Below are 15,263 nucleotides of genomic sequence, written 5' to 3' on the forward strand. Positions count from 1 at the left end.
AGAGGTTTTCGGATGGATCTGTCGAGTGAGCGCTACGAAGAAATTATTCATTTGCTGTATGAAGCCGTTGCAGAACCCGCTGGTTGGCCGGCCCTCTTTACGTCTCTCGGCGAGGCTATCGACGCGAACGTCATCCACATGCTCGCCCTCGACAAAAAGCACGGATCGCTTTCCTATAGCGATGGCTTCAATCTCCCCGTTGAAGGCGAACTGGCTTACATCCAGAAATACGGCAGCATCGATCCTCGATTAGCTTTAATGCTGCAGAAGCAGCCGGGCGATTGGATCCATTGCCACGAAGTGTTTAATGAAGAGTTTGTCTCGCGCGATCCGTTCTACCAGGACTTTTTGATTCCCATTGGCCGGCGCTATGTCTCGGGCTGCAAGCTGGTGGACGACGAGAACGTCTGCGTGATTTTTTCGGTGCTTCGGGGCGTTGGAGAAAATCCTTTAGGCGCGCCGGAAATACGCTTTCTCGACAAGCTCCTTGCCCACTTGACTCGCGCCGTGCGCATGCAGATCCAGAACTACACGTTCTCTACCAAGGCCCTGGTAGGCCACGCGCTCGTCAACAAGCTCAGGCAGCCCGTGATGCTTTTGACGACCGACAGTAGCGTGGTCCTTGCCAACGAAGCCGCAACACGCTTGCTCACAGCTACGTCGCTCGCCAGCATCGCCGAGGGAAAGCTGCGCCTGCCGGCGGAGTATCAGGCGCAGTTTCTGGATGAGTGCGCGCGACTGGAGGGTCTTGCGCGAGGTGAGATCGAGACCCCGGAAGAAGTCTCGAGCTATCGATCGATTGCGATGACTACCCGCAGCAGAAACGGCCAGGCCGTTGAGTCGCTCTACGCATTCTTCACGTTGCTGGTCCCGCCAAAAGTCAGCGGTGCTTTCGGCTTGCGGCCCCTCGTCATGCTGCTGTTCTACCACCCCGACTCAGCACTGCCGGTCGACTCGGAACTGCTCAGTGCGGCATTCAATCTGACGCCCGCCGAAATCCGCGTTTGCCGCTTGCTCGCTGAAGGACTTTCGCCCAAGGAAATCGCTTTCCGGATCGGCACCCAGTATGAAACCGTGCGCAAGCAGTTGCAGTCCATTTATCGTAAGACGAATACAGATCGGCAATCTGAACTGATGCGCCTGATGCTTCATTTACCGCTGAACGCATTTGTTTGAGCCCGGGACTGCTTTGGATGCACCGCCCCATCGAAAGCCCGCCCGTGCATGGCGGCATGTCGAATGGGGCGGACTATTCTCTCAGCTCTCGCCGAGCTGTCCTTCGATGCCGGCCAGCTCGCGCTCGCGCGCGGCCGTTGGCTTGCCGATCGGCGGCCCGCCGAAGCTCTTGCGCACGCCAGCGCCGTACCAGATCGCCAGCAGCACGGCGAGCAAGCCCACGATCACGTAGACAACCTTCTGGTTCGGCGGCTGGATGCCCACGTAGGCGAGCACCAGTGCGCCGAACACGGCCGCCACCGCGAACGGTTTGGACAGCAGGCCAAGCTGGAACGGCCCCTTCTCGGTCCAGCTGCGCCCTTCGGCGAAGATGCCGGCCGCAGTTGGCATCGCGTACGAAATGAACAGGAATACCGCGCTGCCCGCGCTCAGCACGGAGAACGCGTCGCCGTAGAGCGTGATCGCAATCGCGAGCACCGCCGAGACCCAGATCGCGTATCCCGGTGTGCGATGCGTGGCGTTGACCTTGCGCAGCCACTTCGATCCAGGCAGACCGCCGTCGCGTGCGAACGCGTACATCATCCGCGAAGTCGACGTCACCGCCGCGAGGCCGCACACGTAGTTAATGAAGAACATCAGCAATTCGATCACGATGCGCAGCGGCGCGGGAATGGGCGCGAGGATCGCTTCGAAGAACCCGGTGCCCTGCTTCACCCCGGCAGTGAGATCCGGCATCACGAGCACGAACGCGCAGACCATCACATAGCCGAAGGTCGTCGACCAGAACACCGAGCCGATGATGCCGCGCGGCACGTTGCGCGCCGCCTGATGGGTCTCCTCCGAGGTGTGCGCCGACGCATCGAACCCTGTAATGGTGTACGCCGTCAGCAAGAGGCCGGACAGGAATGCCATCGCCATCGTCTGCTTCGGCCACTGGCCGCCGTCGACGCCGGTGAAGTTGGTGAAGGAGTAGAGCCGAGACAGATCGATTTTGACCGGCGAATACACGAGCAGCGACACGACCAGCACGACGGTGACCACGAAGATCAGATAGCCCGACAAGTCGGTGATCCGGCTCGTGATGCGGATGCCGCGATGATTGAGGAATGCTTGCGACGCGGTGATCGCTGCGAGAAAAATGGTCTGATCCCACCAGCCGAGCGAGTCCGGCTTCACGCCGAACATCGGCGCGATGAGCGTCCGGAAGAACGGATCATACGTGCCGTAGTTGATCGCCGCGACGACGAACACAAGGCCGAGCAGATTGAACCACGCAGTGAGCCAGCCCCACGTCTTGCCGCCGAGAATCGAGCTCCAGTGATAAAGGCCGCCGGCCGTTGGAAAGGATGATGCGATCTGCGCCATCGCCGCGGCGACAACGAGCGCGAACAGCGACCCGAGCGGCCAGCCGATGCCGATCGATGCGCCGCCCGCCGCTGAGAGCCCCAACTGGAACGACGTAATGCCGCCCGACAGGATGCAGATCAGCGAGAACGACACGGCGAAATTCGAGAATGCCCCCATGCGGCGTGAGAGCTCCTGCGCATAGCCCATCTTGTGTAGCAGCTTGACGTCGCTGTCGATGGGCTCCCGCGACGGCGCGGCCGAGTCGATGTCCATGAGACGATCCTCTTTCAGAGTTGTGGCGTTGCGGAAATATCGTGTGACGGCTCGACGGGAGACGCGGCTCACGCAGCCGTGAAGCAGTTGTCGACGTACAGATGTGCGCCGTTCACGAAGCTGGCGTCGTCGCTCGCAAGAAAGAGCGCGGCCTTCGCCACTTCATCGGGCTGGCACAGGCGTCCTTGCTGCACCGACAAGGCCGCTTCGCTCGCGTCGAAGCCATGCTTCGCGAGCGCGGCGATTTCGCGCCGTCCATGCGGCGTATCGATGAATCCCGGGCACACCGCATTGCAGCGAATCCCGCGATCGCGGTACTCGACGGCGATCGCGCGCGCGAACATCGCGCATGCGCCCTTCGTCGTGCAGTACAGCACCTCGAGCGGCGTCGCCGCGACCGATGAGATCGACGCCGTGCATACGATCGAGCCGCCGCCCGCTTCGAGCATGTACGGCAGCACCGCGCGCGTCATCATGAACATGCTCTTGACGTTCACGTTCATCAGCCAGTCGTAATCTTCGTCCGTGGTGTCGACGAACCGCTTCACGACGATGCTGCCCGCATGATTGAAAAGCACGTCGATACGGCCGAAGCGCCCGGCGATGCCCGCCACGGCGGCATCGACCGCGTCACGCTTCGAGACGTCGGCCGCGAACAGTTCGGCCTCGCCACCCGCTGCGCGGATCCGGTGGACCACCTCTTCGCCCGCGTCCGCATTGATGTCGACCACGGCAACCCGCGCGCCTTCTCGCGCGAACAGCAGCGAGGCCGCACCGCCTGCGCCTGTCGCGCCACCCGACACGATTGCGATCTTGCCCTCCAGCTTGCCTGCCGCCGACTTGCTCATGCGTCACCTCGTGTGTGTTTCCGGTGTGCCTAAGCTAGGGCGTGCGGGTGCCATCGACTATCCAAAATTGGCAAAAAATAAAAATCCCGTAAACGCCCTTCCCTGACGAACGCATTACACACCCGGAAATCCGGCGTTTTTGACGAAACAGCGTCACACCACGGTCACAATTTATTTCGCTTACACTGCACGGCACGCGGCTTTCGGGGCGCGCAACCTGAACCGGAGGACGCTATGCAGCCGCACTTTCAGACCCGCGCCGCCGTCGAAATCCGCCGCTGCAGAAACATCGACGAGCAGGCGATGCTGCTCGATGCCTGGAATCAAAGCTATTGCCAGATTTCGCGGGGCGCATTCGACGGCTCGGTCAGCTCGATCGCGGCGGGCGGTGTGCGCGTGCTGGTCGAGCGCCTGAACCGCACCGTGTATCAGCGCGGCCATGTCGCGCAGTCGAAGCTCGCCATCGGCATTCCGTTCCAGCTCGAAGGCCACGCGCTGCTGTGCGGACAGACCAGCCATCGCGACGGCGTGCATGTCTTCTCCGGCGACGGCGGCTTCGAATTTCTTTCGCCCGACAAGCACGTGATCGTCAATCTCGAGATCGACCCTCAAGCGGTCACGAGCAGTCTGGTCCGTTCGCAACTGGACGAACTGGCGCCGTTCGTCGGCACGAGGCCCGGCGTGCTGAACGTCGATCCCGGCAGGCTGGACGAGCTTCGTGCGGTGCTCAGACAGATGCTCGATACGGTGGCGGCAACGCCCACGCTGCTTGACGACCCCGGCGTGGTGGCGGCGTTCGAGAAGTCGGCGATCTTCGGGGTGGCGGAAGTGCTGCAGGGCATGCCCAACGCCGAGGCGCAGGGCACGCCCGACGCGCGCATCGTGCGCCACTGGCAGCTCGTGCGAACCGTGCGCGAGCTCGTTGAAGCGTCGCCCGATTGTCCACTGTCCGTTGCCGAGCTTTGTGCGCGTTTGCGTGCAAGCCGCCGCACGCTGCAATACGCATTCGAAGACACGCTCGGTGTGAATCCGTCGGCATACGTGCGCGCGGTGCGCCTCGATCACGTGCGCCGCGAACTGCGCAACGCTTCATCGGTGAGTGAGGCGGCCACGCGGTGGGGCTTCTGGCACTTTGGGAATTTCTCGAACGAGTACCGCGAGCAGTTCGGCGAGTTGCCATCGGAAACGTTCCGGCGTGCGAAGCATCGTGGTTTTTGAGCGCATCGTTTCCGCACGGCACCCATGCGCTCAACTGCGGTTCATTCGAGCAACGGCTGCTTTCGATTAAAGCCGGCCATATCATGAGGGCGACGAGGCTGTACGCGAGAGGTCCGTATCGGGTGAGGTCTCACGCCTCCAGTTTCCTCTCGCACATCCATTTGACGATTCCCGGATCTTGATGCGAGAAGAAGCTGCTTTCCCTCGCATCGAGTCCGACAATCAGGGGCGACATTGCATCAGGCTGTACCCGGTAGAGTCGAGCTGTGGCGCGGTAGCGCCAGGTTCGGTTTGTCTGTTTCCCCCTTGCGTCTGGCGGTGCCCGAATATCCGCCGGCTTCAACCGTTTCGTTACCTCCACAATTGCGCCGGTTGCTTCCGGCTGGACTAGCGGTGTTGCCAGACCTTGAGTGCCGAGACCACGAGTATTGCCGCGAGCGCTGGCAACAGGACAGCACTCGAGATCGCGCCAACCAGGCGAGCACCAATGAAGGTTCCAACGATGGAGCCGAGCGCCATGAAGATCAGAAACGCGCGGTGGTATCGCAGGACGGCAAAACTGCTGTCCCGACTGTAGCGCGCAAAGCCCATCAACATCGTTGGAAGGCTCACCGCGAGACTCAGGCTGCCAGCAAGCTTTATGTCGATGCCATATAGCAGCAGCAATGTCGGTATCAGCAACTCGCCGCCGGCAACGCCCATTAGTGCGGCGACCATACCGATTCCAAATCCAGCGAAGACACCCAGTACGACTCGCGCAATTCCTGTTACGTGCAAGGCGTCGCGGTGTGCTGCGCTGTGCCCAAATAGCAGGACCACGGCAATCGCCACCAGCAGGGCGGCCAGTACCCGGTAGAGCGTGCGAGGGTGCGTGCGCGTCGCCCAGCTCGCGCCCACCCATGCGCCTGCCAGGCTGCCGGCCAACAGGTTCAGGATGACCTGCCAGTGGCCGAGCACCTCATTCCAGGGAACCGCTTGCGCGCGAAAGGGTAGCGCAGTGGAGACGACGACCAGACTCATCGCCTTATTCAGGATCACCGCTTCCAGCGCGCCGAACCGGAACGCGCCGATCAGAAGCGGCAGACGAAACTCTGCGCCGCCAAGCCCGATCAACCCGCCCAGCGCACCAATGATTGCGCCGCCTCCGAAGGCTGCTGTGCGGTTACGAGGCGTCGCCTCCGTCACGGCCGCATCTTGCGTTGTCATGTTCTGGCGTGCTCAAAGGTTGCTGCAGCTGGACGGGCCTGGTTTCTGGAGGGACGCGAGCCGATAGCGATGTACCAAAGATAGCATGCAGAGAAAAACGGGTTCGGAGCCAGCTCCGAACCCGTTCCAGAAAGGCGCCAGACGCGCGCTGCCCGATTCGTTCAGTCGCCCTCAATGAATGGCCATCTGCACGACCTTCACGATGACGAGACCCACTGCGACAACGAGATAGCCTCGCAGCACGCCCATCCACACCCGGGTCGAAAGCGTCATGTGCTGCGGCGCCGGCAGGTCTTCGAGCGGCGGCATGCGCCACGTGTCGCGCAGCGCCTTGCGGGCCGCCTTGTTCAGCGCCGACGCGTCATTGGCGGCAGCCGCGCCACGCGCCTTGCGCGAGAGCTCCACCGCGGCATAGACCGCCACGGCAAGGCCGCAACCGCCCACGAGAATCTCGACGATCGTCGCGCCGCTGATATCCGGCCACACGGTGGCGGCAGTCAGGATGATCGACAGGACGACGAGGACGGCAATGACGGCACCCGTAAACACGTTCAGCTTCTTCGAGTTCACCCACGGACCCAGCACAGCCTTGTCGTTGCACAGCAGCAGCAGGAACACGGTTGCGCTCGGCAGCAGCACGCCAGCGAGCGTCTGCACGGCTTCGGTCAGGAGGCCGAGCGGGCTGCCCGGCATCAGCACGAGGGCGGCAGCCAGCGCGATGATGCCGAAGTACACGAGATAGAAGCCCTTCGCATCGAGCACGCTACGGTGCAGCGAGTGCTTGACGTTGAACACGTCACCGATCGCGTAGGCCGTCGAAAGCGAAACGGCAGCGGCGCCAATGATCGATGCATCGAGCAGCGCGACGGCGAAGATCGTCGCCGAGGTCTGGCCGACGTACTTGTGCAGGCCCGTGATGACGCCGCCCGCATCGGTGAAGTTGCCGAACTCGGGACGGCCCGCGAACAGCGCGGCGCAGAAGGCCATCATTGCCACGGCGCCAATGATCACGAAGGCGATGCCGATCCAGAGGTCGGCCTTTTCGTACTTCATGAAGCGCGGCGTGATGCGCTTGTCGATCACATAGCTCTGCTGGAAGAACAGCTGCCACGGTGCAACGGTCGTGCCGACGATGCCGATCACGAGCAGCATCACATCGGAGAGCTTCGAATCCTTCGGCCAGTTCGGCACGAAGAAGTCGCGCGCGATGACGTGGACCGGCGGGTGGATCGAGACGAGCACCGGGATCAGCAAGAGGCTCAGCAGGCACAGGATGATCGCGAAGCGTTCGAAGCGCCGGAAGTTGCCGGTACTGACCGCGGCCATCGTCAGGACTGCGGCGATGCAGACGCCGAGAACCTTCGAAACGCCGAGGAAATCGAGCGCAAACGTAATGCCGATGAACTCGGTGACGATCGTGAGCGCATTGAGCAGGAACAGGTCGATGACGCTGAAGGCACCCCAGAATTTGCCGAAGCGTTCGAAGATGAGGCGTGCATGGCCAACGCCGGTCACGGCGCCGAGGCGCAGCACCATTTCCTGATTCACATAGAGCACCGGGATCAGGAGGGCGAGCGTCCAGAGCAGCGTCGTGCCGTAGTTCTGGCCGGCCTGCGTGTAGGTGCCGAAAGCGCCGGCATCGTTATCCCCGACCATGACGATGAGGCCGGGACCGAGGATCGCAAGCAGCGTGCGCAGGCGCGCCATCCAGTTGCTGCGCGGGGCGGTGTCGTGGTGGGCGATCGTGCCGAAGGCGCCCTTGATATCGCCTACGTGGGCATCGTCGAGCACGGCGGTGCGGCGCGACCCGATGTTTGCAGGGGTGGCAGACATAATTTTTCCTTATGGGTAATGCTTGAAGGTGCAGCTTGAGAAGCTGGCGCAGCGTTGCCGTTCACGGGCGTGCGGCGGGCACTCCGGTGAGCGGCAACGCCAGTCGATGTCAGTGAGCGAGCTTGCTCAGGACCATCCGGATGGCGGCGACCACGCGGGCCGAAGCGTGCGGACGGGCGTCGAGCGCGAGCAGGCCGTTGTAGTGCGGGCGAGCTTCCTCGACGTGCGGGAGTTGCGAAACGAGCAGAGCGAAGCGCATGGGGATTCCTCCAGGAGCTTGAAACGGGGTGCCTTCGACCAGGCCTGCCTTCGTTTCAGTTCACACGGGCCGAGGCGCTCGGGCGTGTGGGAGGAACGTGCGCAGCGAGGGTGTCAGGCGAAGCGAGTGGCGTTCAGCGAGAACGCGTGGCGTGTCGTACAAGAACAAGGCTCAGGGTCGGGCATCGTGTGCTCCTTTGTCGTTTGCGTCCGATCAGCGTTTGACGGACGTGTTTAACCGCACGCCGGGCTCGCGCGGCAATGAGCGCGCGAAAACGGCGTGAACGAGCGGCGCGATGAGCCAATGGCTCGACGCGCCAGGTCGTCTGGACGAATGCGCGAAACCACGCACGCGTCACGGACGGCGGCCAATCAAAGAGATGCGCGAGGGAGGAACTGCGGAATTTACTGCGGCGCGCACCGTCTGCCTGCTGGCAGGACGGCGGCTAAGGAAGAATCAAAGCGGGCGTCGGGCCGGTCAGGCAGAAAAACTTCTCGAAGATCGACTACTGCAACTGTCCAAGGCATATGCCCCTTTCGTGAAAACAGGCGAATTCTAGTGACGATTAGCAAGCCGAGTCAACGACAATTTCGAAGATTTTTCTTTCGAATTCATTACTGGAAATGGCGGCGAATACCGGTCGTCACCCCAGGCATTTCAGGGGCGATGACTGGGGCTCGCGCGCAAACGCCAGGCACCTGACGCCCTGCTTTCCTTTGACGCGCGACGGACTAGACTGGAAGTGCCCCAGCAAACCATGGAGGCAGACATGACGACCGTCTACGTCGTGAAGACCGGTGCCCAGTTCCTCTGCACCGCCGAGGACGGTGACATCGGCATGGCCCCGGCGATTGAAGAAGCCACGTCGTTTCTTTCGTATGAGGAAGCGGAAAAAGTGGCGAATCAACACGCCGACCCCGGATACGAAATCGTGGTCTTCGAACTGATCCGACACTGATCCGGCCCGCGCAGGCGTCAGCGCCGCGTGCTACGCGCTTGCTGCACGCGGCGTTTGCGTTTGCCCGCCTCTCGCGTGCTGTTCGCGTCGGCATATTCGCGGATCATTTCAATCAATGCGCGCAGCCCGGCTGGAATATAGCGGCGGCCCGGATAATAGAGGCAGAGTCCGTCGAACGACGGCGTCCAGTCTTCAAGCACCCGCACCAGCGTGCCGGCCTTCAGATCTTCGCTAACATCCCATTCGCTCAGGTACGTGAGGCCGAGGCCCGCTCGCGCCGCGGCCAGCATCAGGCTGGCGTCGTTGAGCGTTATCGCACCGCTGCCGTCGACACGCATCGATTCGCCATACCGTTCGAACTCCCACTGGTAGATCGACCCACTTGGCATCCGGCTGCGGATGCACTGGTGGGCGGTGAGGTCCGCAGGCGTGCGCGGCGGCTTGTGCCGCTCGAAATATGTTGGACTCCCAACGACAGCAAACCGCTGCCGGTCGCCGAACGGCACGGCAATCATGTCCTGCGGCACGGTTTCCATCAGGCGGATGCCTGCGTCGAACCCTTCGACCACGATGTCGATCAGGCGCCCCTCAGTGACGATGTCGAGCTTCATCTCGGGATAGCGCTGCAGATACGCGATGAAGACCGGCATTGCCTGATGCGCCGCGCCCACCGAGGTGTTGATGCGCAAGGTGCCCGACGGCGTGTCGCGGAAGCTGCCGGCCTGATCGAGCGCGGCATGAATGGTCGAGAGCGCGGGCGCGACCGTGCTCACGAACTGGGCCCCCGCTTCCGAGAGCGACACGCTGCGGGTCGTTCGATTGAAGAGCCGCACACCGATGCGCGCCTCGAGGGCGCCAACCGCATGACTGAGCGCGGACTTCGACACGCTCAACTCGTTTGCCGCGGCGCGGAAGCTGCGATGGCGCGCGACGGCCAGAACGGCTTCCAGCTCGGCCAGGCCCGATGTCTTCATTGTCCCGAATCCCTGAACAGGTCATCCTCGATTGTACGGCTAGTCAGTTCAATGGTGGAGGTCTATCTTGCGTATCAACACATCACGTTTTGGGACAGACCATGCAGAACATCGACCAGATCTACATCGACGGCGCCTTCGTCACGCCGCACGGCACCGAAAGCTTCGAGCTTTTCAATCCGTCGACCGAGCAGGTGATTGGGCGCGTGCGCCTTGCCGACGCGCGCGACGCACGCGATGCCATCGCGGCGGCGCGGCGGGCGTTTCCGGCCTTCTCGCGCACCACGAAAGCCGAGCGCGTCGAGATGCTGATGCGTATGCACGCGGCCGTGGTCGCGAGAGAGGACACGCTTTTCGAAGCCATCGTCGAGGAATACGGCGCACCTGTATCGCGCGGCCGCTGGATGGCGAGCCACGCTAGCGACGTGCTGCTGCAAACGGCGCAGACGCTCGAGCACTACGCGTTCGTGCGCCGCGCCGGATCGGCCGAGGTGGTGATGCAGCCGCTCGGCGTGGCCGGACTGATTACGCCCTGGAACAGCAACGCAGGCTTTATCTGCGGCAAGCTTGCGGCGGCGCTCGCCGCGGGCTGCACGGCCGTGATCAAACCCAGCGAGATGAGCGCGATCCAGACGCGCGTCATCACTGAGGCCTTGCATGAGGCGGGGCTCCCGGCGGGGGTGTTCAACATCGTCACGGGACGCGGCGATACCGTGGGTGCGGAAATCAGTTCGCACTCCGATATTGCCAAGCTCTCGTTCACAGGATCGACGGCCGTTGGCAAGACGATCCTGCGCACGGCCGCGGAAACGCTCAAGCGGGTGACGCTCGAACTGGGTGGCAAGTCCCCCATGGTCGTGCTCGACGACGCCAACTTCGACGAAGCCGTCCCGCTCGCGCTTCAGGCGGGCTTCATGAACAGCGGGCAAGCGTGCATCGCCGGCACGCGGATCCTGGTGCCGCAAGCAAGGCTCAAGGAATTCGAGGAAAAGATCGTCGCCGCAGTGGCGAATATTCAGTCCGGCAACCCGCGCGATCCGCGCACGAGTATCGGCCCGATGGTGAGCCAGAAGCAGTGGGAACGCGTGCAACGCTATATCCGCATCGGCATCGAAGAAGGCGCGCGCCTGATTGCGGGTGGCGAGGGGCGTCCGGAAGGCATCGACGCAGGCTGGTTCGTGCGGCCGACCCTCTTCAGCGATGTCCGCAACGACATGACCATCGCGCGCGAAGAAATCTTCGGCCCGGTGCTGTCGATCATCGCCTACCGCGACGAGGAGGACGCGATCGCGATTGCCAACGACACACCCTACGGGCTGCAGGCCTACGTGGCATCGTCCAATGCCGGGCGCGCGAGCGCGGTGGCGTCGCGGCTCGAAGCGGGTCGCGTGCTGGTCAACACGCTCGCGCACGAACCAGCGGCGCCGTTCGGCGGGTTCAAGCAATCGGGTATCGGCCGCGAATACGGGACGTTCGGTCTCGAGGCGTTCCTCGAACCGAAGTCGTTGCTGGGCACCATGTGAAGCGAGCCCGTTGCAAGCTGCGCGACGCGGGGCTAAGGCTCCCGCGCGCGCAGCTTGCCTGACGCCCTTCAACTGCGCGGCTATGTGCGGTAGCCGCCCGGGCCGATGCCCGTTGCACGCTCGACCTTGAAAGCGGCGATCAGCATATTGAGCGAACGGGCGCGCTCGGCGAGCGAAGCCGCCGCCGCCGCCGCCGCGCTCTCCCCCACGAACGCCGCATTCTGCTGCGTGACCACGTCCATTTGCGCGAGCGCGAGTCCCACTTGCCCGATAGGCCGTTTGCCGAGAATACGGCCCGAATCGGGGAAACAAAAAATGAATATCAAGAGGATCGGGATGCTGTCCCTTGCCTCATTGGCTCTGACGGCCTGCATGACCGTCGGTCAACGCGTGAAGATAATCCGCCAACGAGAAAGAGAACAACAAGACGGCTGAGAAAAACGCCTGCACCATCCGTCGCGGCTTCTTTGGTGGCATCAAAGTAACTTTCACGGTTGGTCCGACGTGACAAGCACATTCGTGCGATCGAAACCTTGATGTGCTGTTGACGCTGTGGAATTCCGCCGCGAGCGTTCGCGCATGACTGACGGTGTGGGTCGCGCACCGGAGTCAGTTGTAATCCCTCACAGACTCGATCCGGCGCGCAGCTTGCGTTCACCAGTGGTGCCGATGGCGATGTCCGCAGCCAGCCCCTGTTCAACCAAGTTGATGTCGCACTGATTACACGAACAACAAAAAAATCATATTTTGTCAACTAATGCAAGGATTTGTTGCAAATTTTGGGCCTTACTTTATAGTTGCGGCGGAATAAGTGGCCAAATAAAAAGTAAATGGATAATACAAAACAACCTGGCGTCTCGCACCAGACCAGCGAGACAGCCTTGGGGGCCGTGCCCCCTGCCTTGCCCGCCAAAAAGCGATCGCGGTGGTATCTGCCGGTGAAAATCAAGTTCGCATTGGCGGTTGGTTTCTCTCTGCTATGGGGTGTGCTCTCCTTTTATCTGGCCCGGCGGTGGCTCGCGGACATGGGCGCGGTGTTTGGGGCGGTTTGGGCTTACCTGATTCTGTTCGGCATCGCGATTCTGCCGGGCTTCATGAATGCGTTCATGATGTCGAGCCTGCTGATGGACCGTCGGCCGGCGTTTCACCCGGCTGCCGGGCCACTACCCGGTATCAGTATCCTGGTGGCGGCGTATAACGAAGAAGACAACATCGCGCAGACTGTCGAAAGCATCGCGAAGCAGGCCTACCCCGGTGCGCTGCAGGTCATTGTCGTCAATGACGGATCCTCGGACGGCACCGCGGCCGTGCTCGATGGTCTTGAGTATCCGTGGCTCGAGGTCCTGCATCTGCCGCAGAACATGGGCAAGGCGCGTGCGCTTACCGAGGGCTTGACGCATGTGCACCACAGCCTGACGGTTACGGTGGACGGCGACTCCTACCTCTATCGCCGCGCGCTGGAGAATCTCGTGTATCGCTACCTGAGCGACCCGCCAAGCACAAGGGCGGTGGCAGGCGCCGTTCTGGTGCGCAACTCGCGCACCAACCTGGTCACGCGGATTCAGGAGTGGGACTACTTCCACGGCATCGCTGCCACGAAGCGGATACAGAGCCTCTATCAGGGCACCCTTGTCGCGCAAGGCGCCTTCTCCGTTTACGACACCGGCGTGCTCCGCCAGGTCGGCGGCTGGCCCCACTCGGTCGGTGAGGACATCGTGCTCACATGGGCCATCCTGAAGTCGGGGTATCGCGTTGGCTTCGCGGAGAACGCCTGCCTGTTCACCAATGCGCCGACCACGTGGCGGCAGTTCATCCGTCAACGCCAGCGGTGGTCCCGCGGGCTGATAGAGGCGTTTAAGGCGCATTGGCAACTGCTCTTCAAGCCGCGTATGACGACGCTCTTCATCTGGTGGAATCTGCTGTTTCCATACATGGATCTGGTCTACACATTCGCATTCCTGCCGGGATTGGTGCTGGCACTGTTCGGCATCCGCTGGATCGCCGGGCCGATGACGCTCCTGGTTCTCCCGATGGCCATGCTCATCAACGTACTGATGTACCGGATCCAGAACCGCATGTTCACCGAGCAGGGCCTTAAGGTGCGCCGCAACAGGCTCGGCTTCGTCTGCTACAGCCTGCTCTACGGACTCGTTCTGCAGCCCGCCTGTGTGGTCGGGTATGCGCAGGAGTTCGTGACCCGCAGCAAGCGCTGGGGTACCAAATAACCCTACACGCAGTAAAAAAGAAAGGGATTCTCTCTATGCAGGTAATTCGTTGCGCAAACGCGCCCATGTTCCGGCGCGCGTTTGTTGCCGCGTGTGCGTTCGCAATTAGTGCGCTCGCGCCCGTACACGCTCAATCTCAGGATGGACCGGGTGCGCACGGCGCACTGATCGGGGATTTCCTCTACAGCGACGACAGCGATCGTTTCCAGGAAGAACGGTTCAACGCCGGCTATCTGTTCAGCAACAACTGGGGGTTCGGCACAAGCTTCACGCATTACAGTTCTCCCGGCTGGTCTGCATTTGGGTATGGCGCGTACGGCTTATATCGCGAGCGCGGCACGCAGCAGACCGTGGACGCGCGATTGGGCGTGATGGACACACATGGCTATACGACGGCGGTCGGCACACTAGACTACATGCGGCACATTACCGCCGACACCGGGATCGGCGTGAGTGCCGAGCGCGATGTGGTTGACTCGATAGTCGGTCTTGAGCGGGGGCTGACCTACACCAGCCTCGTGCTCGTGCTAGATCATCAGTTCACGCCACGTTTCAGCATGGGGGCGGTGGCTGGGGCACTCTGGTTTTCGGATAACAATACGCGTCCGCTGTTGCGTACGCGATGGAACTACGAGTTGATAGCGAATAGCGGCCTGAATGCGTACATCAAGACCCGGACCTATTCCGACAGCAACCCGTACCTGGGCGATTACTATTCGCCGCGCTGGCTTAACGAGTATTCGGGCGGTCTCTCCTGGCGGACCGCCATCAACGACAAGGTTCTCTTTTTCGTGAGTGCCGATGCGGGGCGACAGAATACGTCGGATGGCGCCAACAACATCTGGAGTGCGCGCACTGGCCTCGAGAACCACCGCAGTCGGGCTAGCCACGTGCAGTGGCAGATCGCCGTTGAAACGACCAACAACAGCTCATTCGGTTTCATGAGCGGCGGCGGTGCGGGGTATCGCTATACCAGCGTGATGGGGCGATTGTTTATTCCGCTTAACTGAACATCACAGGTGCCACGGGACTTCGGCAACGTAGCATGAACTGTCGGGCCCCGCACCGTGCAATTCTCGTGAAAGACGAGCAGCCTCTTCGAGACATTGCGCCAGTGGCATGACCGCTTCCCGCCTGGGTCGAACCTGCAGAATATTCTCTCCGCGGCGCGCGACTCGATCAATCGTGAAGCCACTGTCCGTCGGTCAAATCGCCATCCCAACGTAGTCCGACTGCCGTCAAATCTAGAGCTCCCTCCGGATGCGCTTCGAGCAAGCCATCCCGCAAAGATTGAGCAATCGCCATTCTCGCCAGATCTTCGGCGTCAGCATCGGCTATTCCTTTGTCGGATCCCCTCGGGACGAGCAGGAAAAATGGCTTCATCGTCGATCGTATTCGTATAAACGTCACGCTGATGCCGTCA

15 protein-coding genes are annotated in these 15,263 nt (G+C 61.9%); 7 read left to right on the forward strand and 8 right to left on the reverse strand.

The window, feature by feature from the left end:
* Nucleotides 1–12: 12 nt before the first annotated feature.
* Nucleotides 13–1,176 (forward strand): helix-turn-helix transcriptional regulator, encoded by a 1,164-nt coding sequence (locus EYW47_RS29520; RefSeq protein WP_133198372.1) that lies wholly within the window; start codon nucleotides 13–15, stop codon nucleotides 1,174–1,176.
* An 81-nt stretch (nucleotides 1,177–1,257) separates the two neighbouring features.
* On the opposite strand, the gene EYW47_RS29525 is transcribed toward EYW47_RS29520, so the two are convergent.
* Together EYW47_RS29525 and EYW47_RS29530 are read right to left on the reverse strand one after the other, a co-directional pair.
* A complete protein-coding gene (locus EYW47_RS29525) occupies nucleotides 1,258–2,796 on the reverse strand; it encodes an amino acid permease (RefSeq protein ID WP_133198373.1) in 1,539 nt (512 codons plus the stop codon).
* A 68-nt stretch (nucleotides 2,797–2,864) separates the two neighbouring features.
* Nucleotides 2,865–3,644, reverse strand: coding sequence for an SDR family NAD(P)-dependent oxidoreductase (locus EYW47_RS29530; RefSeq protein WP_133198374.1), 780 nt, complete (start codon nucleotides 3,642–3,644; stop codon nucleotides 2,865–2,867).
* Nucleotides 3,645–3,878: 234 nt separating this feature from the next.
* Here EYW47_RS29530 and EYW47_RS29535 point away from each other — a divergent pair, with 234 nt between their 5' ends.
* On the forward strand, nucleotides 3,879–4,862 hold the full coding sequence (locus tag EYW47_RS29535; RefSeq protein ID WP_133198375.1) for a helix-turn-helix domain-containing protein: 984 nt from the start codon (nucleotides 3,879–3,881) through the stop codon (nucleotides 4,860–4,862).
* A 387-nt stretch (nucleotides 4,863–5,249) separates the two neighbouring features.
* Here EYW47_RS29535 and EYW47_RS29540 read toward each other — a convergent pair whose 3' ends face one another.
* From EYW47_RS29540 to EYW47_RS41065, 3 genes are all read right to left on the reverse strand, one after another.
* The gene (locus EYW47_RS29540) at nucleotides 5,250–6,068 is read right to left on the reverse strand and encodes a sulfite exporter TauE/SafE family protein (protein ID WP_133198376.1); all 819 of its coding nucleotides are present in this window, start codon (nucleotides 6,066–6,068) and stop codon (nucleotides 5,250–5,252) included.
* 171 nt (nucleotides 6,069–6,239) lie between these two features.
* Nucleotides 6,240–7,901, reverse strand: coding sequence for an Nramp family divalent metal transporter (locus EYW47_RS29545; protein ID WP_133198377.1), 1,662 nt, complete (start codon nucleotides 7,899–7,901; stop codon nucleotides 6,240–6,242).
* Nucleotides 7,902–8,010: 109 nt separating this feature from the next.
* Nucleotides 8,011–8,160, reverse strand: coding sequence for a hypothetical protein (locus EYW47_RS41065; protein ID WP_165976709.1), 150 nt, complete (start codon nucleotides 8,158–8,160; stop codon nucleotides 8,011–8,013).
* Nucleotides 8,161–8,455: 295 nt separating this feature from the next.
* On the opposite strand from EYW47_RS41065, the gene EYW47_RS29550 reads away from it, so the two are divergent.
* Together EYW47_RS29550 and EYW47_RS29555 are read left to right on the forward strand one after the other, a co-directional pair.
* The gene (locus tag EYW47_RS29550) at nucleotides 8,456–8,719 is read left to right on the forward strand and encodes a hypothetical protein (RefSeq protein ID WP_133198378.1); all 264 of its coding nucleotides are present in this window, start codon (nucleotides 8,456–8,458) and stop codon (nucleotides 8,717–8,719) included.
* Nucleotides 8,720–8,929: 210 nt separating this feature from the next.
* The gene (locus tag EYW47_RS29555; protein ID WP_133198379.1) at nucleotides 8,930–9,118 is read left to right on the forward strand and encodes a hypothetical protein; all 189 of its coding nucleotides are present in this window, start codon (nucleotides 8,930–8,932) and stop codon (nucleotides 9,116–9,118) included.
* A gap of 17 nt (nucleotides 9,119–9,135) precedes the next feature.
* Here the strand turns inward: EYW47_RS29555 and EYW47_RS29560 are convergent, their stop codons facing one another.
* Nucleotides 9,136–10,092: a LysR family transcriptional regulator gene (locus EYW47_RS29560; RefSeq protein ID WP_133198380.1), complete on the reverse strand. Its 957-nt coding sequence runs from the start codon at nucleotides 10,090–10,092 to the stop codon at nucleotides 9,136–9,138.
* 101 nt (nucleotides 10,093–10,193) lie between these two features.
* Here EYW47_RS29560 and EYW47_RS29565 point away from each other — a divergent pair, with 101 nt between their 5' ends.
* On the forward strand, nucleotides 10,194–11,615 hold the full coding sequence (locus EYW47_RS29565; protein WP_133198381.1) for an aldehyde dehydrogenase family protein: 1,422 nt from the start codon (nucleotides 10,194–10,196) through the stop codon (nucleotides 11,613–11,615).
* 80 nt (nucleotides 11,616–11,695) lie between these two features.
* On the opposite strand, the gene EYW47_RS41070 is transcribed toward EYW47_RS29565, so the two are convergent.
* Nucleotides 11,696–11,878 (reverse strand): hypothetical protein, encoded by a 183-nt coding sequence (locus EYW47_RS41070; RefSeq protein ID WP_165976710.1) that lies wholly within the window; start codon nucleotides 11,876–11,878, stop codon nucleotides 11,696–11,698.
* Between the two features lie 567 nt (nucleotides 11,879–12,445).
* On the opposite strand from EYW47_RS41070, the gene EYW47_RS29575 reads away from it, so the two are divergent.
* Both EYW47_RS29575 and EYW47_RS29580 read left to right on the forward strand, forming a co-directional pair.
* Nucleotides 12,446–13,840 (forward strand): glycosyltransferase family 2 protein, encoded by a 1,395-nt coding sequence (locus EYW47_RS29575; protein WP_133198383.1) that lies wholly within the window; start codon nucleotides 12,446–12,448, stop codon nucleotides 13,838–13,840.
* A 35-nt stretch (nucleotides 13,841–13,875) separates the two neighbouring features.
* A complete protein-coding gene (locus tag EYW47_RS29580; RefSeq protein WP_133198384.1) occupies nucleotides 13,876–14,850 on the forward strand; it encodes a hypothetical protein in 975 nt (324 codons plus the stop codon).
* 169 nt (nucleotides 14,851–15,019) lie between these two features.
* On the opposite strand, the gene EYW47_RS41430 is transcribed toward EYW47_RS29580, so the two are convergent.
* Nucleotides 15,020–15,223: a hypothetical protein gene (locus tag EYW47_RS41430; RefSeq protein WP_133198385.1), complete on the reverse strand. Its 204-nt coding sequence runs from the start codon at nucleotides 15,221–15,223 to the stop codon at nucleotides 15,020–15,022.
* Between the last annotated feature and the right edge of the window lie 40 nt (nucleotides 15,224–15,263).

The organism is Paraburkholderia silviterrae, from assembly GCF_004353915.1.
Classification (GTDB): Bacteria; Pseudomonadota; Gammaproteobacteria; order Burkholderiales; family Burkholderiaceae; genus Paraburkholderia; species Paraburkholderia silviterrae.